Source organism: Rhizobium sp. SG_E_25_P2 (assembly GCF_029892285.1).
Lineage (GTDB): Bacteria > Pseudomonadota > Alphaproteobacteria > Rhizobiales > Rhizobiaceae > Rhizobium_E.
In genome coordinates, this window is the sequence record NZ_JARXVM010000006.1 from 213,470 (window position 1) to 235,872 (window position 22,403).

Here is a 22,403-nt window from a genome sequence, read left to right on the forward strand (position 1 = left end):
ATAGGATCGCGCCGCTGGATCTACAACGACGCGATGATGAATTTATTGCAGACCCAGCCGCTTGCGGTGGATTTCCTCGGCATTGTCGAGAGGCTTGTCAGGCACGCCGAAAATCTGGCCGGGAAGAATGCGGTCGGGATCCTCGATCTGCGCCTCGTTGGCGAGATAGATCGTCGTGTAGCGCACACCCTGGCCATAGACGCGCCGCGAGATCTGCCACAGCGTATCTCCGCGACGGATGATCACCGATGTTGCGCTATGCTGCAACGGCGCCTGCTGGATGACCTTCGGTTCGCCTTCGGCCGCGACCGTTTTGGTGTCAGGCGCAGTCGCGGGCTGGGCCGCAGCCGCTTCGGCGGTCGCAGGTTGCGCCGACGATGTCTCGGCCGCAGCGGTCTGCTGAGCGGGTTCGGGAGTCTGTGTGGCGGCTTGCGCCTTCGGCTCCACAAGCTGAGCCGGCTCAGCGGCCGTGTCTGTCGACGCGATCGGCAGCTTGGGGTCAGCGGACGCGGCCTCCACGGACGGCGCGACTTCGGGCTCGACTGCCTTGGCCGGCTGCGCGACGGCTGTTTCGATTGCCGGTCCGGTGGCGGATGTCACCGCGTCGTCGATCTTGTCGAGCGCCGCCTGCACGTCGGCGGCGTTCTGCGGCAAGGCTTTCAGCAGATCAAGCGCCTTGGCCGCCTCGCCTGCGGTCTTGGCGGCCATTTCCTGAGCGACGGGATCGATATTGTCAGGCGTCTTAATGTCGGCCAGCGTCTTGAGCGCGATTTCAGTGGCGGAGCGAGCTGCGGCCAGTTCCTCGGCGCTCGGCATCTTGCCATTCGCGAATTGACCCTTCAGCAGGTCGATCGCCTTGCCCGCCTCTTCCCGCGCCTTGTCATAGGCGCCGAAGGCGAGAGGCTGCATCGCGCTCGTCGACGCGCCGCCTGCTTCACCGGCGACGGCCGCCATTTGCGCCCCTTCGGGCCGGAAGAACGGCACGGAAGCCCGGAATTCGACGCGGGCGCCGTCGGCGCTCAGGACGTCGGCGCGGATCGTGTGATCACCGACCGAAAGCGGCATGGTGTTGTCAGCGACGAAACGGCCCTTTTCATTGACCTTCACTTCGGCCACCAGCTTGTCGTCGGCATAGACGCGGACCGCGCGGCCCTTGGGCGCCTTGCCGGCCACGAACAGCTTGTCGCCCTCGATCTCGACCGCGCTGACCTGCACTTCCGGATCGAGCGCGGCGGACGCCGCAGCGTTCGACTGCACGATGACGGCGGATGGCGCATCAGCGGCCGCAGTCTTTGTCTCCTGGGCCGGCTTGGTCTCGGCGGCGGACAACGCGCCGGAGGCGGCTTGCGCCGGCGCGGCTTCCGGCATGGTCATGATGCGAGACGCTTCGCCGGGCTTGGACACCATGGCGAGAAGATCGCCTTTCTTATCCTTCGGCACGGAAATCGTCGCGACTTCCTCGGAAATCAGCGACTCGCCGTTGGTCCCCTTGGCCTGGAGCACCAGTTGATGTTCGCCGGCGGCCAATGGCTGGTCGAGAACGACGGCGAAATCGCCCGACGCCCCGGCCTTGACGGTGGAAATAACCTTTTGACCGTCGGAGACGGCGACATCAGCGTTCGGCGCGGCGCGGCCGGCGATGACCGTGGAGCCGTCAGGCTCGACGCGCAGCACGTCGAAAGACGGCGTGCCGGCGTTTTGCGCCGACGCCTGGGCAGGCGCGTCCACTTTCACATCCGCGTCACCCGCGGGCGGGGTCGCGGTCGCACCGCCGGAGATGTCGTTCATGCTTGTCTGGGCGGACGCGACGACCTGCTCGGCCGCATTCTTCGCAGTCTGCGCCAGTTGTTCGGCATCCTTCTTGGCCGAGGAATTCGGCAAGACGACAAAGAACATCAACAGGCTGGCGACCGCCAGAACAATCAGTGCGACCAGAACGGCGCGGCTTCTTTTCATCACTCTTTCTCCAGACGGCGCGAAAGTTTTCGCAGCCTTGAAAATTGCTAGCCGGTTCCCCGAGTATTCTCAAGCGGTTCGGCTGAAGGTGCGGCTCCGGCGGAACCATTTTCCTTCATTTTTCTTGACGGCGGCGGCCGTGCATAGTCTTTTCCGTGACCATGATAGCAGAAAATGCCCCGATTCGATCCATTTGTGTTTATTGCGGTTCGCAGCCCGGCAAAGACCCTTCCTATATGGAAGCCGGGCGCGCGCTCGGAAAATCCATTGCCGAGAACGGCATGCGCCTCGTCTATGGCGGCGGCACGCGCGGCATCATGGGCGCGGTCGCGTCCGGCGTGCTGTCGCATGGCGGCAAGGTGATCGGCATCATCCCCGAATTCCTGATGGACAAGGAAGCCTCGCGCCATTCGCTCGGCTCGCTGACCGAACTCGTGGTGACCGAGGACATGCATCAGCGCAAGCATCGCATGTTCGAGGAGGCAGACGCTTTCGTGACCTTGCCCGGCGGCATCGGCACCCTTGAAGAGATTGTCGAGATCATGACCTGGGGCCAGCTGGGCCGCCATCGCAAGCCGATGGTGTTCGCCAATGTCAACAAGTTCTGGGAGCCGATGCTGGAACTGCTCAATCATATGTCCGGCGAAGGCTTCATCCATACATCGCATCTGGTGAAACCAATGGTCATCGACCAGATCGACGACATCATCCCATCGATCGTGGCTGCGGCCCAGACGCATTCCGAAGGCGACGCGGCGCTGCTGTCGCGGATGTGACGTAGACGCCTTTTGGCGGGACTTCAGCCGGTATTGGCCAGAAGGCGGCGACGCATGAAGATCATCAGCCTGAACGCCTGGGGCGGCGTTCTGCATAGAGAGTTGCTGGCCTATCTTGCCGAGGCGGATCCCGATGTGCTCTGCCTTCAGGAGGTGGTTAGCACGCCCGCGACCCAACGCGACTGGTTGGTCTATCGCGACGGCGATCACGTGCTCGACCAGCGCGCCAATCTGTTCGACGACGTATGCCGGACGCTGAGCGGGCATCTGGCATTTTTCTGCCCTGCCGCGCGCGGCGTCCTATGGGACGGCGAGACCGAAATCACCTCCTTCTGGGGACTGGCGACGTTCGTGCGCGCGTCGGTTGCGGTCATCGGCCAGGCGCAGAGCTTCGTGCACAAGGACTTTTCCGCCCATGGCTACGGCGCGCATCCGCGCCCGCGCAACGCCCATGCCGTCAGGCTCTACGATCCGGAAAGAGACCGCACGGTCAGCGTGGCGCAGATGCATGGGTTGCGGGATTTGCGCGGCAAAATGGATACGTCTGAAAGGCTCGAACAGGCGCGGCGATTTCTGGCGCTTTCTGATCAGGCCTCGGGTCCCGGCGACATCAAACTGTTGTGCGGCGACTTCAACATCGAACCGGACAGTGAAAGTCTTCGCTTCATGCAGGAGCGCGGTTTCACGGAGCTCGTGACGCGGCATGCGCCCGAGGGCACGCGGACATCGCTCTACAACAAGCCTGGCCGCTTCGCCGACTATATGCTCATCGACCAGCCGGAAAAGGTGCTCAGCTTCGATGTCGTTCGAGATCCGGAAGTCTCGGATCACTGCCCGCTGGTCATCGAGATCTGATCTGCTGCCGCGTCAAACCGTTCAGGCCGTCGCCGAATTCTTCTTCATCATGCCGCGCAGCATCGGCCAGGAGTAAACCACCAGCGCCGACCAGATGAAGCAGAAGGCGACCATTTTCTCGGTGGAGAAATGCTCCTTGAACACGAAGACGGCGGTCAGGAAGATCATGGTGGGCGCGATATACTGCATGATGCCGATTGTCGATAGCTTCAGAAGCTTGGCTCCGTTGGCGTAGAGCATCAGCGGCACTGCCGTGACGACGCCCGAAGCCATCAGCAAAATCATGTCGGAGATTCCCGTCGGGCCGAAATGGCCAGTCCCCTCGCGCGACGCGTAGACGAGATAACCAATGGCCGGCAGGGCGAGGATCAGCACTTCCAGAAAGAAGCCCTGATTGGGCCCGACTGGCAGCGTCTTGCGGCAATAGGCGTAGAAACCCCAGGTGATCGCCAGGCTGAGCGATACCCAGGGCAGGCCGCCGGCTTCATGGGTGAGAATGCCAACGGCGATCACCGCCAGCCCGATTGCCACATATTGGGTCTTGTTCATGCGCTCCTTGAGCAGGATCGCTCCGAGCGCTACGCTGATCAGCGGATTGATGTAGTAGCCGAGCGCGGATTCGAGCGCCCTGCCCGCGCCGATCGACCAGACATAGATGAGCCAGTTGACGGTGATGAAGCTGGCTGTGACGCAGGCCATGCCGAGCATGCGCGGCGTGCGCAGGGCGATCTTGAGATCTTCGGTCCGCCCGCGCAGCAGGAGAACCAGTCCAGCAACCGGCAGCGACCAGAGCACGCGATGCGCCACCACTTCGAGCGGTGGAATATGCGACACGGCCTTCATATAGAGAGGCAGGAAGCCCCAGAGAAGATAGGCCGACAGCGCATAGCCGAATCCGGCCAGCGTATCGCCGCCCTGGGCGGGATTATTCTCTTTGCTCATGGTCGCGGTTTCCTGCTGCGTCACATGCTGCTAACCGAAGGCGGATGCCCCGACCAATTCATAAAGTTGATGGTCCGATCAGCCATTCGAAAGACACAACCTGACTTCAGGCGCGCGACGGCAGCAAAATGATGGCGGCGCCCGCAAGGCATACCGCCGCTCCGAGAAGATCCCAGCGATCTGGCCGCTGCGCCTCCACCAGCCATAGCCAGACGAGCGAGGCGGCGACATAGACCCCGCCATACGCGGCATAGGCGCGGCCGGCCGCCTCGGAGGGGACCAGCGTCAGCAACCAGGCGAACAGCGCAAGCGAGGCCATGCCCGGCGCCAGCCATAGCGCCGAGCGATCGAGTTTGAGCCAGGCCCAGAAGGAAAAGCAGCCGGCGATCTCGGCGAAGGCGGCTGCGACATAGACGGAATAGATCATTCGCGGAGAGTGCCACGAGCGGCGCGCTCCCGGAAGGCCGAATACGCGCCGGCAAAAATCTTTAAAAAAAACGTGGTGGGCGCGGAATAGGATGAAACCGGCCGGCGTATACTGGGCATGATGGGAAAGAAGCACGGCTTCAATGTTGTGGATCAGCTCGCGGCGCTCAGGCGTTACGCGCGCTCCTTGTCGCGCAATGGCGACGAGGCCGAGGATCTCGTGCAGGACGCGCTGGTGCGCGCCTATGAGAAACAGGCCACGTTCCGCACCGACGGCAATATCCGCAACTGGCTGATGTCGATCCTGCACAACACCCATATCGACCGGCTGCGCCGCAAGCGTAGCGTCGAGCGCAAGCATGACAGAGCGGCCGAAATGGCCGAGCAATCGGCGCCGGCGTCGCAGGAGCTGTCGGTCAGGCTCGCGCAGATCCAGGCGGCGTTCCAGGATCTGCCGGAAGACCAGCGAGAGGCGCTGCATCTCGTAGCGATCGAGGAGCTCTCCTACCAGGAGGCCGCCGAGGTGCTGAACATACCCATGGGCACGCTGATGTCGCGCATTTCGCGCGCCCGCGCCCGACTGAGAAACCTCGAAGACGGGGCGGAAGGCGACCGCAAGCCGCGTCTGAGACTGATAGGAGGCGCAGATGACTGATCCGATCGTTGACGCCGATCTCAACGCCTATGTCGACGACCAGCTCGACGTGAGCGGGCGCATCCAGGTCGAGGCCTATCTGTCGGAACATCCGACTGTGGCGGCCCAGGTCATGGCCGATCTCCGGGTGAAGGATGAATTGCGGCTGGCGCTGGCTGGCGCGGATAGCGCTCCTCGTCCAGGAACCCGGGAAGCCGCGCGCCGTCTCGAAGGCGCGCTTGCCCGACGCCGCGTCTATGCGCTGTTTCAACGGGCTGCGGTGGTGACGCTGTTTATCGGCGCCGGCTGGTTCGCCCATGAGCGGATCGGGCCACTCGGCGCGACAAAGGTGGCCGCTTCAACGCAGGCTCCTGCCTATGTGTCCGAAGCGATCGCCGCGCATGAAACCGCGCAATTGCGCCAGACTGCCGACTGGCAGAAGCCCAGTCGTGAGTTCGACGCCGCGGCGCTCCGCGCGGCGACGGCAATCACCCTGCCCGAACTGCCCAAGGGATGGCGGGTGGTCGATGCGCAGATATTCCCATCCGCCAATGGGCCGAGCGTGGAAGTGGCGCTCGCCGCAGGTGAAGGGCGGATGCTGTCGCTCTTTGCCGAACGCCCGGGAAATTTCGCTGTCGAGCCGGTGCAGGAAACTCATACGGCCGAGGCGCGCGCCGCCTATTGGCAGATCGGCGACGTTGCTTACGCGCTTGTCGCCGACAAGTCTGAAGCGGCCTCGCTTGAGGCCACCGCCCGCAAGCTTGCGGAAACTCTTTACTGATCATCAAACGAGGAGACCCGATGATGAACCCGATGAATGATAGATATGGCTATGCGAGCCAGGCGCAATCAGGCGCCCTGTTCGACGAAGGCCTGCGCCAGCATATGCTGCGCGTCTACAACTATATGGGCCTTGGCCTGGTGATTACCGGCATCGTCGCCTATGTCGTCGGCACGACGCCGGCGCTCTATGTGCCGATCTTCCAGACGCCGCTGAAATGGGTGGTGATGCTGGCTCCGCTCGGCTTCGTGCTGTTTTTCTCTTTCCGCATCCAGTCGATGTCGGCGGGAACGGCGCAGACGATGTTCTGGGCGTTTTCGGCGGTAATGGGCCTGTCGCTGGCCTCGATCTTCCTGGTGTTCACCGGCGCCTCGATCGCCCAGACCTTCTTCATCGCCGCCACCATGTTCGGCGCGACCAGCCTCTATGGCTACACGACCAAGCGTAACCTCGCCAATGTCGGCTCCTTCCTGATGATGGGCCTGATCGGCGTGGTGATCGCCTCTGTTGTCAATATCTTCCTCGGCTCTTCCGCCCTGCAATTCGCCATCTCGGTGATCGGCATCGTGGTGTTCGTCGGCCTCACCGCCTGGGACACGCAGAACATCAAGGAACAGTATGCCGAGAATGTCGACCAGGAATCCCAGCAGAAGCTCGCGGTGTTCGGCGCGCTGTCGCTCTACCTGAACTTCGTCAACATCTTCCAGCTGCTGCTCAACTTCACCGGCGAGCGCGAGTAACCGATCGCCAAGACGTAATCCAAAGGAGTGCATGACATCATGGACCAGAATGACCGTTACGCCATCGAAGGCCTGTTCGGCAAACTTGCCGAGGTCGAACGCCAGGCGCCGCAGCGCGACGCCGGAGCCGACGCCTTCATCCGCGAGCGGATGTCCAGCCAGCCGGGCGCGCCCTATTTCATGGCGCAGACAATCGTGGTGCAGGAACAGGCGCTGAACGCTGCCCAACAGCGGATCGAGGAGCTGGAATATCAGCTTTCCTCGCGTCCGGCACAGGGCGGCGGCGGATTCTTCGCCTCGCTGTTCGGCTCCAGCCAGCCGCAGCGGTCCATGCCGCCGCGTCAGCCGACCCAGCCGATGGGCCAGCCCTACGGCCAGCAGCCGCAGGCCGGCGCACAGGCCGGTCCGTGGGGCCAGCAGTCCGCCTATGGCCGCCCGGCCGGCGGCGGCTTCCTCGCTGGCGCCGCGCAGACCGCCATGGGCGTGGCCGGCGGCATGCTACTTGGCAACGCCATCGCCGGCATGCTGGGCGGCGACGAAGCCCAGGCTGCCGAAAGCGACGACAGCAGCCAGGATGACGGCGGCGACGACGGCGGCGACGACAGCTTCTTCTGAGGCGCCCGCTGAAGTTTTCCCCAAGACTTCGGCGACTTGGCCCGGCCCGCGCAAGCGGCCGGGCTTTTTCATGTGATGCGGCCGTGTTCGGCGAGATAATCGAGCAGGGCCCGCACGCGCGCCGGCACGGGGCCACCTTGGCCAAGATAGACGGCGTGGAAGGCTTCGACTTCGATCACCATGCGGTCGGGCAGGATTTCGACCAGCCGGCCGGCGGCGAGATCAGCCTGGCATGTGAAGGTGGCCTGCCGGGCAATGCCCATCCCCTGGATCGCCATCAGTCGCAGGGCTTCGCCGTCGCTCGCCTTGACCCGAACTGCGGGATCAACTGGGACTTCCCTCTTGTCAGTGCGCATCCGCCACTCGCTCAAGGCGCGCCGATAGGTGAAGTCCAGCCGGTCATGTCGCTTGAAATCATCCGGCGTCTGCGGCGCGCCGCGCCGGGCGAGATAATCGGGAGAGGCCACAAAGATCAGCCTTGTGTCGCCGAGCTTTCGGGCCATCAGGCTCGAGCTTTGCAGGGGTCCGGCGCGAATGGCGATGTCGGCGCGCTCGGACACCAGATCCACCACGGTGTCGGTCTGGATGACTTCTACGCTGATGCGCCGGTGTCTATCCAGAAAATCGCCGAGGATAGGAGCCAGCACATGTGTTCCATAGGAAGCGCTGGTGTTGATGCGCACGCGGCCCGATGGTGTGTCTTCGCCCGAGACCAGGCGCTCGGCATCGTCGATTTCACCCAGGATCCGACGCGCGCTTTCATAAAAGGCGTCGCCTTCGGGCGTCAGGGTCAGTTTGCGGGTGGTGCGGTTGACGAGCCTTGCGCCGAGCCTCGCCTCAAGCCGGGCCAGCAGCTTGCTGATGGCGGACGGAGTCATATCGAGTGCACGGGCGGCGGCGGACAATCCGCCCGCTTCCACCACCGCGACAAAGGCTTCCATATCGCCCGACCTGTTGGCGTCTATGCGGCTCATTGTGATTTCAATTCACAGATACTGTTCCTTGCGCCAATCTAGTTCACAAGTGGCGTCGCGTCTATCTCTTGTTCAACTCAACGATACGGACAAGTGTCATGCCTCTCGCACTCTATGCCCTCACCGTCGGCGCCTTCGGCATCGGCGTCACCGAATTCGTCATCATGGGCCTGCTGCTCGATGTCGGCAAAGATCTCGGCGTATCGATCGCCTCCGCCGGCCTGCTGATCTCAGGCTATGCGCTCGGCGTGGTGTTTGGCGCGCCTGTTCTCACCGCGATGACCGCCCGCTGGCCGCGCAAAATCGTGCTGCTTGGGCTGATGGCGATCTTCACGCTCGGCAATCTCGCCTGCGCGCTGGCGCCCAGCTATGAAGCGCTGATGGCGGCGCGGCTGTTCACGGCGCTGGCGCATGGCGCCTTCTTCGGCGTCGGCTCCGTGGTCGCCACCAAGCTTGTCCCCGCCGACAAGCAGGCGTCCGCCATCGCCATCATGTTCACGGGCCTCACCGTCGCCAATATCATTGGTGTTCCCTTCGGAACCTGGCTCGGCCAGAGCTATGGCTGGCGCGCCACCTTCTTCGCCGTGGCCATAGTCGGCGTCGCGGCGCTGACCATCATCGCCCTGTTCGTGCCGAGCGAAAAGGATGCGCCAGAGGCCAGCGACTGGCGCGCTGACCTTCGCGCCATGCTGCGGCCGGCCGTGCTGATCGGCCTTCTCACCACCGTGCTCGGCTATGCCGGCGTCTTTGCGCTATTCACCTATATCGCGCCGGCGCTCAAGGACATCACCGGCTTTTCCGATGCGGCGATCTCGCCCATCCTGCTGGTGTTCGGCGCGGGCCTCGTGGTTGGCAATCTCGCCGGCGGACGGCTTGCGGACAAAAACCTGAAGTCAGCCCTGTATGTTACACTGATCGCGCTGACGCTCACGCTTGGGCTGATGACATTTGCGTTGGACAACAAGATCGCCGCCGTGATTTTCGTCTTCCTGATTGGCGCGGCCGGCTTCGCCACTGTCGCGCCGCTGCAGATCTGGGTGCTGCAAAAGGCCGTGGGCGCCGGCCAGAGCCTCGCTTCCAGCTTCAACATCGCCGCCTTCAATCTCGGCAATGCGCTGGGCGCCTGGCTGGGCGGCGTGGTGATCACGAGCGGCCCAGGCCTTGGCTATCTGCCGCTCGCCGCTGCCGGCTTTCCGCTTCTGGCGCTGGGCTCACTGGCGTGGGGCCTGTCGCTTGCCCGGAAGCCGCTCGCGCCACAAACAGCTTGAAGCCAGGATGTCGCTCGATATGGCGGCGGAAACCTCACTCCGCCGCCGCCTGCCCCGCCTGCTCGCGATTCTTCATCAGCTTGTAGACGATCGAATCCATCAGCGCCTGGAAGGAGGCGTCGATGATGTTGTCGGAGACGCCGACCGTCCACCAGCGTGCGCCCGCGCCATCGGCCGATTCGATCAACACGCGGGTGATGGCTTCCGTGCCGCCATTGAGGATACGGACCTTGTAATCCACCAGTTCGAGATCGGCGATTTCCGACTGGTATTTGCCGAGATCTTTGCGCAGCGCCACGTCGAGCGCATTGACCGGGCCATGGCCTTCGGCCACAGACATGGTTTCCAGCCCATCGATGATCAGTTTGACCACGGCTTCAGACACCGTCTTCAGCTGGCCATTGGCGTCGAAGCGGCGCTCGACCATGACGCGAAAACTCTCGACCTTGAAGAAATCCGGCACCGAGCCGAGAATGCGCCGCGCCAGCATTTCAAAGCTCGCATCGGCGCCTTCATAGGCATAGCCCGAGGCTTCGCGCTCCTTGACCTCTGTGATCAACTGGTCCAGCCGCGGATCGTCCTTGGAGACGACAATGCCCCGGCGCTTGAGCGCATTGATGAAATTGGATTTGCCGCCCTGGTCCGACACCATGACCTTGCGCAGATTGCCCACCGTTTCCGGCGGCACATGTTCATAGGTGCGCGGGTCCTTGAGCAGCGCCGAGGCATGGATGCCGGCCTTGGTGGCGAAGGCGGAGGCGCCGACATAGGGCGCCTGGTGATCGGGCGAGCGGTTGAGCAATTCGTCAAAGGCGTGGCTGAGGCCGGTGAGGCCCTGCAGTTTGTCGGCGTCGACGCCAGTCTCGAAGCGATCGGCAAAGGCCGGCTTCAGCGCCAAGGTCGGCAAAAGCGTGATCAGATTGGCGTTGCCGCAGCGCTCGCCGATGCCATTGAGCGTGCCCTGGATCTGGCGCACGCCCGCCTCGACGGCCGCCAGCGAATTGGCCACCGCCTGGCCGGTGTCATTGTGGGCATGGATGCCAAGACAGTCGCCCGGCACGCCCGAAGCGATGACGGCCGCGACGATGTCGCGGATCTCAGACGGCTGCGTTCCGCCATTGGTGTCGCACAGCACCACCCAGCGCGCGCCGGCGTCATAGGCGGTCTTGGCGCAGGCCAGCGCATAGGCGGGATTGGCCTTGTAGCCGTCGAAGAAATGCTCGCAATCGATCAGCGCCTCCTTGCCGCTCGTGATAACGGCCTCGACCGACTGGGCGATGCAGTCGAGATTTTCGTCGTTGGAACAGCCGAGCGCGACCTTGACATGATAATCCCAGCTCTTGGCGACCAGACAGACAGCGTCCGATTTCGCCTGCAAAAGCATGGACATGCCGGGATCGTTTGAGACGGAGATTCCGGCGCGCTTGGTCATGCCGAAAGCCACGAATTTCGAGCGCGCCGTGCGCTTCTTCTCGAAGAATTTGGTGTCGGTGGGATTGGCGCCGGGATAGCCGCCCTCGACATAATCGAAGCCGAAATTATCGAGCATGGTGGCGATGGAAATCTTGTCCTCGACCGAAAAATCCACGCCCGGCGTCTGCTGGCCGTCGCGCAGCGTGGTGTCGAAGAGATAGATGCGTTCCCTGGTCATGCGTATCCTCCCGCCAATGTGTTGGCGTCTGTTCTGTGGCCACCCCCCTCTGCCCTGCCGGGCATCTCCCCCTCAAGGGGGGAGATTGGCTGGCGGCCTTCGCTCGCCTCAACAGCGACGCCGCAGAGTCGAGCGATCGCCCTCCTCCTTCGATCTCCCCCCTTGAGGGGGAGATGGCCGGCAGGCCAGAGGGGGGTGACGCCCAAAGCGGCAGCCGCCGTTACTTCCCCGCAAACCTGTCCGTCGCCCGGATCAGCTGGTCGAGAATTCCGGGCTCGGAATAGGCGTGTCCCGCCCCTTCGATCAAGTGGAATTCTGCGCGCGGCCAGGCTTTGTGCAGCGCCCAGGCATATTTCGCCGGGCACGGCATGTCATAGCGGCCATGAATGATCACGCCATCGATGTCGGCAAGCTTGTGCGCATCGCGCAGCAACTGCCCCTCGTCCATCCAGCCGGCATGGACGAAATAATGGTTCTCGATGCGGGCGAAGGCCAGCGCAAACTCGTCCTCGCCGAATTTGTCACTGGTGTCGGGCTCGGGCAGCAGCGTGATCGTCTGTCCTTCCCACAGGCTCCAGGCGAGCGCAGCCTCGATTTGGGCCGCCTTGTCCTCGCCCACCAGCCGCTTGCGATAGGCGGCCATCATCGCATGGCGCTCACCCTCGGGGACCGGCGCCAGAAACTTCTCCCATTTGTCGGGAAACATTTCCGAGACGCCGAACTGGTAATACCAGTCGAGCTCAGCCTTGGTGAGCGTGTAGATGCCGCGCACAACGAGTTCGGAAACGCGGTCAGGATGCGTCTCGGCATAGGCCAGCGCTAAGGTCGAGCCCCAGGAGCCACCGAAAACAAGCCACTTTTCCACGCCGATCATCGCGCGCAGCTTCTCGATATCGGAGACGAGATGCCAGGTGGTGTTGTTCTCCAGGCTAGCATAGGGCGTGGATTTGCCGCAGCCGCGCTGGTCAAATAGGATCACGTCATAGAGCGCGGGATCGAACAGTCGGCGGTGTGTCGGGGAAAAACCGCCGCCCGGGCCGCCATGCAGGAAGACGGCGGGTTTTGCGCCCTTGGTTCCGACGCGTTCCCAATAAATGGAGTGGCCGTCGCCGGTGTCGAGGAAGCCGGTCTCGAACGGGGTGATTTCGGGGTAGAGGGTGCGGAATTCAGTCATGCATTTCGCTTTCATACATCAAGTCGGAATCTTCCATCATCAATCGCCGTCCCAACCGATCAGGCGATGCCGAAGCGCGGCTACGATCTCCAGATAGACGGCTTCTTCGGCATTGAGGACATCGTCATTATCGAACCGAAGGACCGCGAAGCCTTGGCTGCGCATAAAGGCGTCTCGTCGCGCATCATGACGGATGGCATTGTCATAACCATGGCTATGACCATCAACCTCAATGATGATGCGCGCGGATAGCCAGGCGAAATCGGCAATGTAGGGACCGAGAGGCGTTTCGCGGCGAAAGCGAGCGCCGAATGGACGAAGTTCTCTCAACAGGTTCCACATCACCTGCTCGGCTTTGGTCCGGTCACGACGCAATGATTGGGCGCGGTGTCTGGTTTTCGGATCAATATTGGAATGGGGCATGAACTTCGCCTCCGGCAGCGAAGGAAAGTACCCCTCCCCAACCCCTCCCCACAAGGGGGAGGGGCTAGGATGCTGCGCCCTCGTCTTCACCCTCCGCCGATACACCAGACGCAAGGTTGCGATTTTGCCGGAATAGTGCTGCGGGTTAAGCCCCTCCCCCTTGTGGGGAGGGGTTGGGGCGGGGAAAGCCAAAACCGCCGACCAAAGAAGCCGTCTCACACCCCCTCCTCCGTCGGCCGCCAGTGATCGGCGGGCTCGGAGCGCGGCGACCATTCGGATGTGTCGTGGTCGGGGTGCTGATAATTGACGATATGCGCAAGGAAGGGCGCGGCTTCGAGGTCGTCCTCGGTTACCCGCTCGGGCAGCTCTTGCAGATGATCCACATAGGCGACCTTGCCTTCGACGCCGAATTGCACTGATGGCGCGATGCGGCCGGGCTCGTCGAACGCGCCGATGGCAAGGCCGACGCCATCGGGCGCTTCATAGCAGAGCGGCGTGCCGCATTCGCCGCAGAAGCCGCGACGGACATAGTTGGAGGAGCGGAAATATTTGGGCTTGCCGCGCGTCCAGGTGAGCTGAGCCTCGCCGACCGAGACAAGCGGCGCGAAATAATTGCCAAACGCTTTCTGGCACATGCGGCAATGGCAGATCGAGGCGTCCTGATAGCGGCCTTCCAGCCGGAAGCGGATGGCGCCGCATTGGCAGCCGCCGGTGTAGACATCGCTCATTTGAACGCTCCCACGAAATAAAGCACTGCGGCCACAATCACCACCAGCGCCACGGCCTTGCCGACCAGCGCGTAGATCAACCATTTCGGCATCTGCGTGTTCGGATTGCCCGCCATGCTCAATCCTCCGGCCACTTGTCGGTGTCGTGATCGGGATGCTGCCAGCTTTCGATGGCCGCAAACATCGCATCCACCTCGGGATCGTCGAGCACGGGCTGTTCGAACAGATGATCGATCCAGGGCAGCCGCTTCTTGTGATTGACCTGGATCTGCGGCTCAAGCTTTTCGGGATGATCGAAGGCGCCGATGGCGAGTTCGACGCCGTCGCCATGATGATAGGTCAGCGGCGTGCCGCATTTATTGCAGAAGCCGCGCCGGACCTTCTTGGAGGAGCGATAGAGCGAGGGCTGGCCGCGCGTCCATTCGAGATGAGCTTGATCGGCGGTCACCAGCGGCCCGAAAAAGCCGCCAAACGCCTTCTGGCACATGCGGCAATGGCAGATGGAGGGACGGCCGAGATGGCTGGCGCGAAACCGCACCGCGCCGCATTGGCAACCGCCGGAAAGAATTTCATTGGTCATGCGGAGGGCCTTTCGATCCAGTTTTCGAGCTTCAGCCCATCAATGCGGGAGAATTCGCGGATATTGTCGGTGACGAGGGTGAGATCGAGGGATTTGGCGTGGGCGGCGATGAGAAGGTCAAAGGGGCTGATGGGCCGTCCGAGCATCTCCAACTCGACCCGTATCCGCGCAAATTCGCCATCGAATGCAGTCTCGAACGGCAGAGGCGGCACTTCGCTCAAGAAGCCGCCGACTCTCTGCATCAATGCTGGTGAGCCTTTCTTGAGGGCGCCAAAGCGCAGTTCGCAGGCGGTTACGACGCTGACACATAGCGCGTCTTGGCCTATGTCCCGCGCGCGCCTTACCGTTGCGCCCCTTGGATTGCGGACCATGTCAGACACGATATTCGTATCCAGCATGTATCGGAGTGGGCTCACAGATCGACTTCCCGCATTGGCAGCAAGCCCTCATCGACGTCAGGAAACTCTTCATCCAACGGCTCAAGCGTAGCAAGCCACTCAAACAGGCTCGATTTTTTCTTTGGGGAAATGATGATGTCTTCGCCAACTTTGCGCATCACTGCTTCGTCGCCCGGCAACTCGAATTCCACAGGAATGCGAACGGCCTGATTGCGGCCGTTGCGGAACAGCTTCACATCTCGTTCGATACCCATTCTCGCCTCCAGAAACGTGGCATATGCCAAGCATATGCCCGATCCTTCAAATAGCAAGCGTTTCGACATCCTCTGGCAACCGATCTGCGAAGTCGTCGTCGAGAAGGTCATTTTCGGTAAGCGGCTTGCGCGACCGCAGCCATTCGAAAAAGTCGCGGTCCTCACGTTTGGGCTCCAGAATGATCCGATCACCCTCCTTGCGCATAGTAATCTCATCCCCGGGGAAATCGAACTCCTCGGGGATCTCCACGGCGCGACGGCCGTCCTTCAGGACGATTTTCACATGCCGGATCTCGTTCATGCTCGGCGCCTCCGATGGCCTTGCGGCAAGCATAGGCCAGACCGCTGAAAACTCCAATTCTTACCGCTTGATCTCCCAGGTCGTGATGCGCTCGCCGGTCGCGGGATCCTTGCCGTCTTTCAACTGGATGCCCTTGGCAAGCAGGTCGTCGCGGATCTTGTCGGCTTCGGCGAAGTTCTTGGCCTTGAGGAGTTCCAGACGCATCTGCACGATGGCCTCGACGCCGTCGGCGAGATGCTGGTCGATCGCGACCTTCTTCGGCAGAACACCCAAAAGCTCCGCGCTGGCGGCAAAATCGGGCGCATTGTTCGAGGCAAGCGTATGAAGCGCCTGCACGGCGGCGACCGTGTTCATATCGTCAGCGAGCGCGGACAACACGGAAACATTCACGGTACCAACCGGCTCGCCGCCGGCGGGCCACTTGGCGATCAGCCGTTCCGCCTCTTCCAGCCGCTTCACGCTGAAATCGATCGGCTCCCTATAATGTGTCATCAGCATAGCCAGACGCAGTACCTCGCCCGGCCATTTGCGGCCGCCGAAATTCTCGGTTTCCATCAGCTCGTTGATCGTGAAGAAATTGCCCTCGGACTTGGACATCTTCTTGCCCTCGACCTGCAGGAAGCCATTGTGCATCCAGACATTGGCCATGACATGGCCGCCATGGGCGCAGCGCGATTGGGCGATCTCGTTTTCATGATGCGGGAAGATCAGGTCCAGCCCGCCGCCATGAATATCGAAAGTGTCGCCGAGATAGCGGCCGGCCATGGCCGAGCATTCGATATGCCAGCCGGGACGGCCATAGATGTCGACATCAGAGCCATCCACGCTGAAGCCGGCCGGCCAGCCGGGCTGATCGGCGTCGGAATGTTTCCACAGCACGAAATCGGCGGGATTGCGCTTATGCGCCTCCACTGCCACGCGGGCGCCGGCCTGCTGATCCTCGAGCTTGCGCTTGGAGAGCTGGCCGTAATCGGCCATCGATCCGGTGGCGAACAGCACTTCGGCGCCCTCCGAACCCGTCGCCACATAGGCATGGCCGCGATCGAGCAGTGTCTGGATCATCTCGATCATCTGGCGGATATTGTCTGTGGCGCGCGGCTCGACATTCGGCTCCAGGCAGCCGAGCGCCTTGAGGTCGGCGTGATACTGCGCTTCGGTCTTTTCCGTCACCAGCCGGATGGCGGCGTTGAGCTCCATGCCGGGATAATCGCGCAGCGCGCGCGCATTGATCTTGTCGTCAACGTCAGTGATGTTGCGGACATAGGTGACGTGGTCGGCGCCATAGACATGCCTCAGCAGCCTATAGAGCACATCGAAGACGATGGCCGGGCGCGCATTGCCGATATGGGCGAAGTCATAAACCGTGGGGCCGCAGACATACATCCGCACATGGCTGGGATCGATGGGCTGAAACGGCGCCTTTTCGCGCGTCAGCGTGTTGTAGAGCCTGAGTTCCGGCGTGTCGGCCATGCGTGTCCCCATAGACTGTTTGCCCGGCTGGCCGGGGCGTTTTGCTCTTGGGGTGTCAGGAGACGAAAACGGCCGGGCCAGCGCTTGCGCTAGCGAATAATGATCCGGCAGATGATGCAGTTCATCGTTTTCATGGTGGCTATATCGCGCAGTCAAGCGATGCGGTCAAGGTCGGCGCAATTTTTCCGTTGCATACAATTTGAAGAAATATGGTACTGAAGCATGGGAAATGTTTGCGGGGAGGAGAACCGCCATGCTTTTGTCCCAATCGACACGGCATAAGCAAGACACGAAACATTTCCCAAATGGGATGAGGAACACCATGCAACGCATTGAAACTGGTAAACAAAGCATTAACGAACTCCTGACGAAATACGGCCCTGTCGGCCCGCGTCACCTGCTCGCTGCAGCCCTGATGATGCATCGTCCGCGCGACGAGGAAAAGGCCGCCGCCGCTCCGAAGAAGGACGTGCGGGCGGCCTGAGGCCCTCTGACTGTTCTCCATGCGATCGCGCCAACGCGCATCACCATGTTTCCGGATCACGTCTACCGTCAACTATGCCGACGACGAGAATTCCTGTGTTCGTCGGCTCATAAATGGCGATGTAGTTCCCTTCAACTATGACTCTGGCCCGTTCGGCGATTTCAGGTCGGGCTGGACCGATGAAGGGATACGCTGATGCGCGTTGCAGCTTTGCCATCATGCGCTGGTAAAGCCCGTCCGCTGCCGTGTTGTTGTGCCGCGCGATCGTCTGCCACATTCGGCGTAAATCTCTTTTCGCCCTGTTGGTGAAAACGAGTTCAGCGATTGTCGTTGGCCTTCTCTCGCTTCAGGTCGGCAAGAAAGTCTTCTGCCAAAAAGGGGTCAGCCTGCCCGCTATCGCGACCATCTCGATAGACGCGCCGAAGATGCTCGATCTGATGGTTGTCGAATTGACCCTGTCCCTGAGCCGTCTCGACGCCCAGCATCACAACCTCTTCCCGCGACCCGTAGCCGCCTTCGCGCACGGCCAGATCCAGCCGTTCGACATCCTCGGGCGTCAGCGAAAGCGTGATGGTGGTGCGCGCGTGTTCGTTCATTCGATCAGTCTACCATCAGCGCCAGACAGCGACAACCGCGCTCAGAACAGGCTCATCTGCCCACCGCCGCCGCCATCCGCCTTGGGTTTAGCGGCTTTCGGCTTGGGTTTTTCCACGACGACAGAGGGATCGACGGGCGCCTGAACCTCGGGCCCGACATTGGCGACCTTGTTGACCAGATCCGACACCGGGATTGCCTCGAACAGATCCTCAGGCGGCGAGCGAAGGAGATTGGCGACATGGCGCGGCTCCTGGTTTTTGCAATCGAGCCAGCGGTCGAAATCCTCCGGCGCGATCACCACCGGCATGCGGTCGTGGATCCGCGCGAAAGCAGGATTGGCGGCGGCCGTCAGGATCGCGCCGGTATCGACTTCCGATCCGTCCGCCGAGGCCCAGGTTTCCATCAGTCCTGCGAAGGCGACGATGCGGCCATGGCGCGGCCGCACCCAAAAGGCCTGGCTCTTCTGGCCGCTCTCCTTGGGCGGACGCCGCCATTCGTAGAAGCCGGAGGCGGGAATGAGAATGCGGCGATGGCCCATGGCGGCGCGGAAAGAGGCCTTTTCCGCCGCCGTCTCGGCGCGTGCATTGACGAGCAGCGGAAAGTCGCGCGGATCCTTGACCCAGCCTGGCGTCAGCCCCCAGCGGATCAACAAGGCGCGGCGCTGAGGCAAGTTGGAGCCGGGCGCGCCCTGCTCGCCGGCGATAACGGCGAGAATGGGCTGTGTGGGCGCGATATTGTAGCGCGCCGGGAAATCCTCAAGCTCCAGAAGGGCGAGGAATTCGCGCACCTCTTCGGGCGTCGCCGTCAGTGAAAATCGTCCGCACATGGGAATTCATTTGGCATCGCGCCCCCATCAGGTCAATGTCGCCGCGACCTTTAAAACGGATCTGACGATGAAGACCGAACTCGCCTCCTCCGCCATCCTGATTAGAAACGGCCGCATGCTGCTGATCCGGCGGAAGAATCCGCCCTCGCTCGATATGTACGCCTTTCCCGGCGGCCGCGCCGAAGCAGGCGAATCGCCAGATCAGACAGCGCTGCGGGAATTCGAGGAGGAGACGGGGATCATCGCCCGCGCTCCTCTGTTGTTCGCCACCTACGATCTCCATTCCGAAAATCCGGGCCGGCATTTTCATCTGAGCGTTTTTCTGGTCGAGGCTGATGCGGAGGCCATCGCCGAAGCACGAGACGACGCCGCCGATGCGGGCTGGTTTACGCCTGCGGAGATCCGGGGCTTGAATTGCCCCGATTCGGTCATCGACTGCGTGGAAAAGCTGGAACGCCAATTCGCGCTCGCGTGATTTGCCGCCCGCCGCCGCCTCTGTTATGTAAAAGGCATGTCGTTTTTTCGTTTCGCCATTGTCTGCGCGTTTGCCGCAACCCCGTTTTTCGCCATGGCCGCCGCCGAGGCGGAACAGCCCGCTCCGCCCGCGCCGGTTGAGGAAAAACCAGCGCCCTACGACCTCAAACTCCAGCGTTTCGCCGAGATCCTGGGGTCAGTACACTATTTGCGCAATCTCTGCGCCAAGCACGACGCCTCCTGGCGCCAGGCCATGGGCTCGCTGCTTGAAGAGGAGACCAAAGGTGAGCCGAAACGGGCGGCGCAATTGACGGCGGCCTTCAATCGGGGTTATCGATCCTTCGCCGCAACCTATGCGCGGTGCACGCAACAAGCCGTGAACGCGGAAAACCGATACCGTGCCGAAGGGGCAACACTCGCCGCGGAAATTACCGCGCGCTTCGGAAATTAAGCATAAGTTAACCTCTTTTCATTGCGCCCGATGCCGTTTTGGGAAAACCTTGCTATGAGTTTTAACGGATCGGTAATGATGCCCGCCTTCAGGGATGTATGAGTATGGAAGCCAGCGCCAAAGACCTCGACGACATGATCGTCCATGAAAAGATGCAGGCCGCCTGGGAGAGCCAGGGGGAAGCATGGGCCGAAGGCCGCGCGGACGGTATCGAGCCGGAGATTATCGCGGAAGCGGCGATCGCTTTCGCCATGCAGGAGACAATCCGGCTGCATGGCGAAGAGGGCGCGGAGGCCTTGCTCGAATCGCTGAAGGAGCGCATCGCTTCGGGAGAGTTTTCGCCGAACCGCACGATCCAGTAAGGACTGTCGCAATGCCCGACCCAAGGTCCGTCACACCGCTTCGTTGCGCGACCGCCTTGTTGTTGGGGTGGGTGGCCGTGACCGGTTGGGCCGCATCGCCAGCTTTGGCGCTGACGGCAAGCCAGGATCAGTTGGCGCTGCAGGACGAACCGTCCCATGACGCGGAAGTCGAGGATCCGGAAGAATCAACTAAGCCTGGCATGCCGATGCCTGACGGCCTGATCGACAAGAACGCTGTTCGCCCGCAGGCCGCAGACAATAGCGATGACCTCTCCGCCCCGCCGGAAATGATCCTGGACATGTCGATGCTGCCGGAACCGGTCAAGCGGTTGCGGGTGGCGCTGGTGGAGGCAGCGGCAAGCGGCGACATTGAACGTCTGCGTCCGTTGTTGAGCCCCGGGGAAAACGGCACGCAGGTCGCTGTCGGCGACAGTCCGGAAGACCCCATCGTCGCGCTCAAGAGCGTGTCGGGCGACCCCAACGGGCGCGAAATCCTCGCTATCATGCTCGATATTCTGTCTACGGGCGCGGCGCTGGTCGACAAGGACACGCCGGACGCTCAATATGTCTGGCCTTATTTCGCCGAAAAATCGCTCGACAATCTTTCGCCTCCCGAACAGGTGGAACTCTACCGGATCGTCACCGCCTCGGACGTCGCCGACATGAAGGAGTTCGGCGGCTACAACTTCTACCGCATCGGCATCACGCCTGACGGCAAATGGAAGTTCTTCGTGGCCGGCGACTGAGCGGGATCCTCGACCTTGCCTCCGCCCATGCTTGCGACTACCTGAGCGTGATCAGAAGGGACTCACCGCCATGCCAGCCGTTTCACTTCCCGATCGCGCCTTCATCACCGTCACCGGCGAAGACGCCGAGGATTTCCTGCAGAGCATCGTCACCACGGACATCAAGGCTTTGCCCGCGGGCGAATGCCGGCCGGGGGCGCTTCTCACGCCGCAGGGCAAGATCCTTTTCGATTTTCTGATCGCCCGAGCCGAAGATGGTCTGTTGCTGGAAACATCGGCCCAGCAGGTCGAAGCATTCATCAAGCGCCTTACGCTCTACCGCCTCCGCGCCAAAGCGCAATTTGCGCGTCTGCCGGCAAACCATGCGCTCATTTCCTGGGAGCCGACAGGCGAAGGGTTGACCGATCACCGTTTCGCGACCGCTGGCGTGGCGCTTAGCCGCCGTCCGGGCGACGAGGCGGCTCCGGAGTCAGTCGACGCCTATCACGCCCTTCGCCTGTCGCTCGGCGTTACCGGCGGCGGGGAAGACATCGGCCTCGGCGACTATTTTCCGCACGATCTGATGTTGGACAAAAACGACGGTCTGTCCTTCAAGAAGGGCTGCTATGTCGGTCAGGAAGTGGTGTCGCGCATGCAGCACCGATCCACCGCCCGCCGCCGCGTGGTGACGGTGACGGGGCAGACCCCGCTCGCCGACCCAGGCGCGCCTCTCTCGATCGGAGAGCGGGAGGTGGGAACCCTGCTTTCGGTCTCCGGATCGATCGGCATTGCAGTGGCTCGGATCGACAAGCTCGGCGCGGCGCTGTCGTCGGGACTGACGCCCTCCGTGGGCGGACAAGCCGTGGTCGTCGCCCTGCCCGGCTGGAGCGGGCTGGACTGGCCGGTCGAGGCGGACGACGCGCAATCATGATCGACGCGCTGCCTCCCTCGCAACGCGCCTGGCAGCGCATGCTGTCGGGCCGTCGGCTTGACCTTCTCGACCCCTCGCCCCTCGACGTCGAAATCGCCGATATCGCCCATGGTCTCGCCCGCGTCGCGCGCTGGAATGGCCAGACCCATGGCGACCACGCTTTTTCCGTGGCTCAGCACAGCCTGATGGTGGAAATCATCTACCGCCATGCCCATCCTGACGCCAAACCGGCGGAACTGTTGATGGTGCTCCTGCATGACGCGCCGGAATATGTCATCGGCGACATGATCTCGCCATTCAAGGCCGTGGTCGGCGGCGGCTACAAGACGGTGGAAAAGCGCCTGGAGGCGGCGATTCACATCCGCTTCGGCCTGCCGCCGCATCCGACGGCGACGCTGAAGGCCGAGATCAAGAAGGCCGACAAGGTGTCCGCTTATTTCGAAGCCACGGAACTGGCGGGGTTCACTGCTGCGGAAGCGCGCAAATTCTTCGGCCAGCCGCGGGGACTGACGGCCGATATGCTGCCCGTCGACCCGCTACCCGCTTTCGAGGCGCAAGCCGCCTTCCTCGCGCGTTTTGCCGCGATCGATGCCGAGAGGACCTGACC

The 22,403-nt window shown here is 62.3% G+C and carries 30 protein-coding genes; 14 read left to right on the forward strand and 16 right to left on the reverse strand.

The features are described 5' to 3' along the window. Window positions 1-42: 42 nt before the first annotated feature. Complete coding sequence (locus M2360_RS11145) at window positions 43-1,956, reverse strand: LysM peptidoglycan-binding domain-containing protein (protein ID WP_280775194.1); 1,914 nt, start codon at window positions 1,954-1,956, stop codon at window positions 43-45. A gap of 161 nt (window positions 1,957-2,117) precedes the next feature. On the opposite strand from M2360_RS11145, the gene M2360_RS11150 reads away from it, so the two are divergent. Both M2360_RS11150 and M2360_RS11155 read left to right on the forward strand, forming a co-directional pair. Continuing rightward, window positions 2,118-2,732 (forward strand): TIGR00730 family Rossman fold protein, encoded by a 615-nt coding sequence (locus M2360_RS11150; RefSeq protein WP_280775247.1) that lies wholly within the window; start codon window positions 2,118-2,120, stop codon window positions 2,730-2,732. Window positions 2,733-2,786: 54 nt separating this feature from the next. Further along, window positions 2,787-3,587 (forward strand): endonuclease/exonuclease/phosphatase family protein, encoded by an 801-nt coding sequence (locus tag M2360_RS11155; RefSeq protein WP_280775195.1) that lies wholly within the window; start codon window positions 2,787-2,789, stop codon window positions 3,585-3,587. A 21-nt stretch (window positions 3,588-3,608) separates the two neighbouring features. On the opposite strand, the gene rarD is transcribed toward M2360_RS11155, so the two are convergent. Together rarD and M2360_RS11165 are read right to left on the reverse strand one after the other, a co-directional pair. Next, window positions 3,609-4,529: an EamA family transporter RarD gene (gene rarD, locus M2360_RS11160; RefSeq protein ID WP_280775196.1), complete on the reverse strand. Its 921-nt coding sequence runs from the start codon at window positions 4,527-4,529 to the stop codon at window positions 3,609-3,611. Between the two features lie 106 nt (window positions 4,530-4,635). Next, window positions 4,636-4,956, reverse strand: a complete 321-nt coding sequence (locus M2360_RS11165) for a YnfA family protein (protein ID WP_280775197.1) — start codon at window positions 4,954-4,956, stop codon at window positions 4,636-4,638. 117 nt (window positions 4,957-5,073) lie between these two features. On the opposite strand from M2360_RS11165, the gene M2360_RS11170 reads away from it, so the two are divergent. Genes M2360_RS11170 through M2360_RS11185 form a run of 4 tightly spaced genes read left to right on the forward strand, consistent with a single transcriptional unit; the run spans window position 5,074 to window position 7,725 of the window. Further along, window positions 5,074-5,610, forward strand: a complete 537-nt coding sequence (locus tag M2360_RS11170) for a sigma-70 family RNA polymerase sigma factor (RefSeq protein ID WP_280775198.1) — start codon at window positions 5,074-5,076, stop codon at window positions 5,608-5,610. Beyond that, window positions 5,603-6,370 carry an anti-sigma factor gene (locus tag M2360_RS11175; protein WP_280775199.1) on the forward strand — a complete coding sequence of 256 codons (768 nt, stop codon included), beginning with the start codon at window positions 5,603-5,605 and terminating at the stop codon, window positions 6,368-6,370. Before M2360_RS11170 ends, M2360_RS11175 begins: the two co-directional genes overlap by 8 nt. A 23-nt stretch (window positions 6,371-6,393) precedes the next feature. Next, window positions 6,394-7,110 carry a Bax inhibitor-1/YccA family protein gene (locus tag M2360_RS11180; RefSeq protein WP_280775200.1) on the forward strand — a complete coding sequence of 239 codons (717 nt, stop codon included), beginning with the start codon at window positions 6,394-6,396 and terminating at the stop codon, window positions 7,108-7,110. A gap of 39 nt (window positions 7,111-7,149) precedes the next feature. Beyond that, window positions 7,150-7,725 (forward strand): DUF2076 domain-containing protein, encoded by a 576-nt coding sequence (locus M2360_RS11185; RefSeq protein WP_280775201.1) that lies wholly within the window; start codon window positions 7,150-7,152, stop codon window positions 7,723-7,725. Window positions 7,726-7,793: 68 nt separating this feature from the next. Here the strand turns inward: M2360_RS11185 and M2360_RS11190 are convergent, their stop codons facing one another. Continuing rightward, window positions 7,794-8,699, reverse strand: a complete 906-nt coding sequence (locus M2360_RS11190; protein ID WP_280775202.1) for a LysR family transcriptional regulator — start codon at window positions 8,697-8,699, stop codon at window positions 7,794-7,796. A 98-nt stretch (window positions 8,700-8,797) separates the two neighbouring features. On the opposite strand from M2360_RS11190, the gene M2360_RS11195 reads away from it, so the two are divergent. After that, window positions 8,798-9,967: an MFS transporter gene (locus M2360_RS11195; RefSeq protein ID WP_280775203.1), complete on the forward strand. Its 1,170-nt coding sequence runs from the start codon at window positions 8,798-8,800 to the stop codon at window positions 9,965-9,967. Between the two features lie 34 nt (window positions 9,968-10,001). Here the strand turns inward: M2360_RS11195 and cimA are convergent, their stop codons facing one another. From cimA to cysS, 9 genes are all read right to left on the reverse strand, one after another. Further along, a complete protein-coding gene (gene cimA / locus M2360_RS11200; RefSeq protein WP_280775204.1) occupies window positions 10,002-11,618 on the reverse strand; it encodes a citramalate synthase in 1,617 nt (538 codons plus the stop codon). A 220-nt stretch (window positions 11,619-11,838) separates the two neighbouring features. After that, window positions 11,839-12,792 carry a prolyl aminopeptidase gene (gene pip, locus M2360_RS11205; protein ID WP_280775205.1) on the reverse strand — a complete coding sequence of 318 codons (954 nt, stop codon included), beginning with the start codon at window positions 12,790-12,792 and terminating at the stop codon, window positions 11,839-11,841. Window positions 12,793-12,831: 39 nt separating this feature from the next. Beyond that, entirely contained in the window at window positions 12,832-13,434 is a 603-nt protein-coding gene (locus tag M2360_RS11210; RefSeq protein ID WP_280775206.1) for a DUF559 domain-containing protein, read from the reverse strand. Further along, a complete protein-coding gene (locus M2360_RS11215; protein ID WP_280775207.1) occupies window positions 13,431-13,943 on the reverse strand; it encodes a GFA family protein in 513 nt (170 codons plus the stop codon). Before M2360_RS11215 ends, M2360_RS11210 begins: the two co-directional genes overlap by 4 nt. A gap of 118 nt (window positions 13,944-14,061) precedes the next feature. Beyond that, entirely contained in the window at window positions 14,062-14,523 is a 462-nt protein-coding gene (locus M2360_RS11220) for a GFA family protein (RefSeq protein WP_280775208.1), read from the reverse strand. Next, entirely contained in the window at window positions 14,520-14,921 is a 402-nt protein-coding gene (locus M2360_RS11225; protein WP_280775209.1) for a type II toxin-antitoxin system VapC family toxin, read from the reverse strand. The genes M2360_RS11220 and M2360_RS11225 overlap by 4 nt, the downstream gene beginning before the upstream one ends. Window positions 14,922-14,935: 14 nt before the next feature. After that, the gene (locus tag M2360_RS11230; protein WP_280775210.1) at window positions 14,936-15,175 is read right to left on the reverse strand and encodes an AbrB/MazE/SpoVT family DNA-binding domain-containing protein; all 240 of its coding nucleotides are present in this window, start codon (window positions 15,173-15,175) and stop codon (window positions 14,936-14,938) included. A gap of 46 nt (window positions 15,176-15,221) precedes the next feature. Next, window positions 15,222-15,476, reverse strand: coding sequence for an AbrB/MazE/SpoVT family DNA-binding domain-containing protein (locus M2360_RS11235; RefSeq protein WP_280775211.1), 255 nt, complete (start codon window positions 15,474-15,476; stop codon window positions 15,222-15,224). 60 nt (window positions 15,477-15,536) lie between these two features. Then, on the reverse strand, window positions 15,537-16,946 hold the full coding sequence (gene cysS / locus M2360_RS11240) for a cysteine--tRNA ligase (protein ID WP_280775212.1): 1,410 nt from the start codon (window positions 16,944-16,946) through the stop codon (window positions 15,537-15,539). 322 nt (window positions 16,947-17,268) lie between these two features. Between cysS and M2360_RS11245 the strand changes: the two genes are divergently transcribed. Next, on the forward strand, window positions 17,269-17,430 hold the full coding sequence (locus M2360_RS11245; protein WP_280775213.1) for a hypothetical protein: 162 nt from the start codon (window positions 17,269-17,271) through the stop codon (window positions 17,428-17,430). 40 nt (window positions 17,431-17,470) lie between these two features. Here the strand turns inward: M2360_RS11245 and M2360_RS11250 are convergent, their stop codons facing one another. From M2360_RS11250 to M2360_RS11260, 3 genes are read right to left on the reverse strand one after another with little or no spacing between them, the layout of a single operon-like run. Further along, the gene (locus M2360_RS11250; protein ID WP_280775248.1) at window positions 17,471-17,755 is read right to left on the reverse strand and encodes a type II toxin-antitoxin system RelE/ParE family toxin; all 285 of its coding nucleotides are present in this window, start codon (window positions 17,753-17,755) and stop codon (window positions 17,471-17,473) included. Further along, window positions 17,748-18,026, reverse strand: a complete 279-nt coding sequence (locus M2360_RS11255) for a hypothetical protein (RefSeq protein WP_280775214.1) — start codon at window positions 18,024-18,026, stop codon at window positions 17,748-17,750. The genes M2360_RS11250 and M2360_RS11255 overlap by 8 nt, the downstream gene beginning before the upstream one ends. A gap of 41 nt (window positions 18,027-18,067) precedes the next feature. Then, a complete protein-coding gene (locus M2360_RS11260; RefSeq protein ID WP_280775215.1) occupies window positions 18,068-18,853 on the reverse strand; it encodes an SOS response-associated peptidase in 786 nt (261 codons plus the stop codon). A gap of 67 nt (window positions 18,854-18,920) precedes the next feature. Here M2360_RS11260 and M2360_RS11265 point away from each other — a divergent pair, with 67 nt between their 5' ends. The 6 genes from M2360_RS11265 to M2360_RS11290 all read left to right on the forward strand — a co-directional run bounded on the left by M2360_RS11265 (window position 18,921) and on the right by M2360_RS11290 (window position 22,401). Then, window positions 18,921-19,328 (forward strand): NUDIX hydrolase, encoded by a 408-nt coding sequence (locus M2360_RS11265; RefSeq protein WP_280775249.1) that lies wholly within the window; start codon window positions 18,921-18,923, stop codon window positions 19,326-19,328. 93 nt (window positions 19,329-19,421) lie between these two features. After that, complete coding sequence (locus M2360_RS11270; protein ID WP_280775216.1) at window positions 19,422-19,778, forward strand: TIGR02301 family protein; 357 nt, start codon at window positions 19,422-19,424, stop codon at window positions 19,776-19,778. Between the two features lie 104 nt (window positions 19,779-19,882). Beyond that, entirely contained in the window at window positions 19,883-20,140 is a 258-nt protein-coding gene (locus M2360_RS11275; RefSeq protein ID WP_170976342.1) for a hypothetical protein, read from the forward strand. A gap of 77 nt (window positions 20,141-20,217) precedes the next feature. After that, a complete protein-coding gene (locus M2360_RS11280) occupies window positions 20,218-20,886 on the forward strand; it encodes a hypothetical protein (RefSeq protein ID WP_280775217.1) in 669 nt (222 codons plus the stop codon). A 70-nt stretch (window positions 20,887-20,956) separates the two neighbouring features. Beyond that, on the forward strand, window positions 20,957-21,796 hold the full coding sequence (locus tag M2360_RS11285) for a folate-binding protein (protein WP_280775218.1): 840 nt from the start codon (window positions 20,957-20,959) through the stop codon (window positions 21,794-21,796). Then, a complete protein-coding gene (locus tag M2360_RS11290) occupies window positions 21,793-22,401 on the forward strand; it encodes an HD family hydrolase (protein WP_280775219.1) in 609 nt (202 codons plus the stop codon). Before M2360_RS11285 ends, M2360_RS11290 begins: the two co-directional genes overlap by 4 nt. Window positions 22,402-22,403 lie beyond the last annotated feature (2 nt).

Coding starts and splice junctions, on each gene's coding strand:
- M2360_RS11145 (WP_280775194.1), bottom strand. CDS start 1,956: ATGAAAAGAAGCCGCGCCGTTCTGGTCGCACTGATTGTTCTGGCGGTC.
- M2360_RS11150 (WP_280775247.1), top strand. CDS start 2,118: ATGATAGCAGAAAATGCCCCGATTCGATCCATTTGTGTTTATTGCGGT.
- M2360_RS11155 (WP_280775195.1), top strand. CDS start 2,787: ATGAAGATCATCAGCCTGAACGCCTGGGGCGGCGTTCTGCATAGAGAG.
- rarD (WP_280775196.1), bottom strand. CDS start 4,529: ATGAGCAAAGAGAATAATCCCGCCCAGGGCGGCGATACGCTGGCCGGA.
- M2360_RS11165 (WP_280775197.1), bottom strand. CDS start 4,956: ATGATCTATTCCGTCTATGTCGCAGCCGCCTTCGCCGAGATCGCCGGC.
- M2360_RS11170 (WP_280775198.1), top strand. CDS start 5,074: ATGATGGGAAAGAAGCACGGCTTCAATGTTGTGGATCAGCTCGCGGCG.
- M2360_RS11175 (WP_280775199.1), top strand. CDS start 5,603: ATGACTGATCCGATCGTTGACGCCGATCTCAACGCCTATGTCGACGAC.
- M2360_RS11180 (WP_280775200.1), top strand. CDS start 6,394: ATGAACCCGATGAATGATAGATATGGCTATGCGAGCCAGGCGCAATCA.
- M2360_RS11185 (WP_280775201.1), top strand. CDS start 7,150: ATGGACCAGAATGACCGTTACGCCATCGAAGGCCTGTTCGGCAAACTT.
- M2360_RS11190 (WP_280775202.1), bottom strand. CDS start 8,699: ATGAGCCGCATAGACGCCAACAGGTCGGGCGATATGGAAGCCTTTGTC.
- M2360_RS11195 (WP_280775203.1), top strand. CDS start 8,798: ATGCCTCTCGCACTCTATGCCCTCACCGTCGGCGCCTTCGGCATCGGC.
- cimA (WP_280775204.1), bottom strand. CDS start 11,618: ATGACCAGGGAACGCATCTATCTCTTCGACACCACGCTGCGCGACGGC.
- pip (WP_280775205.1), bottom strand. CDS start 12,792: ATGACTGAATTCCGCACCCTCTACCCCGAAATCACCCCGTTCGAGACC.
- M2360_RS11215 (WP_280775207.1), bottom strand. CDS start 13,943: ATGAGCGATGTCTACACCGGCGGCTGCCAATGCGGCGCCATCCGCTTC.
- M2360_RS11220 (WP_280775208.1), bottom strand. CDS start 14,523: ATGACCAATGAAATTCTTTCCGGCGGTTGCCAATGCGGCGCGGTGCGG.
- M2360_RS11225 (WP_280775209.1), bottom strand. CDS start 14,921: ATGCTGGATACGAATATCGTGTCTGACATGGTCCGCAATCCAAGGGGC.
- M2360_RS11230 (WP_280775210.1), bottom strand. CDS start 15,175: ATGGGTATCGAACGAGATGTGAAGCTGTTCCGCAACGGCCGCAATCAG.
- M2360_RS11235 (WP_280775211.1), bottom strand. CDS start 15,476: ATGAACGAGATCCGGCATGTGAAAATCGTCCTGAAGGACGGCCGTCGC.
- cysS (WP_280775212.1), bottom strand. CDS start 16,946: ATGGCCGACACGCCGGAACTCAGGCTCTACAACACGCTGACGCGCGAA.
- M2360_RS11245 (WP_280775213.1), top strand. CDS start 17,269: ATGCAACGCATTGAAACTGGTAAACAAAGCATTAACGAACTCCTGACG.
- M2360_RS11255 (WP_280775214.1), bottom strand. CDS start 18,026: ATGAACGAACACGCGCGCACCACCATCACGCTTTCGCTGACGCCCGAG.
- M2360_RS11260 (WP_280775215.1), bottom strand. CDS start 18,853: ATGTGCGGACGATTTTCACTGACGGCGACGCCCGAAGAGGTGCGCGAA.
- M2360_RS11265 (WP_280775249.1), top strand. CDS start 18,921: ATGAAGACCGAACTCGCCTCCTCCGCCATCCTGATTAGAAACGGCCGC.
- M2360_RS11270 (WP_280775216.1), top strand. CDS start 19,422: ATGGCCGCCGCCGAGGCGGAACAGCCCGCTCCGCCCGCGCCGGTTGAG.
- M2360_RS11275 (WP_170976342.1), top strand. CDS start 19,883: ATGGAAGCCAGCGCCAAAGACCTCGACGACATGATCGTCCATGAAAAG.
- M2360_RS11285 (WP_280775218.1), top strand. CDS start 20,957: ATGCCAGCCGTTTCACTTCCCGATCGCGCCTTCATCACCGTCACCGGC.
- M2360_RS11290 (WP_280775219.1), top strand. CDS start 21,793: ATGATCGACGCGCTGCCTCCCTCGCAACGCGCCTGGCAGCGCATGCTG.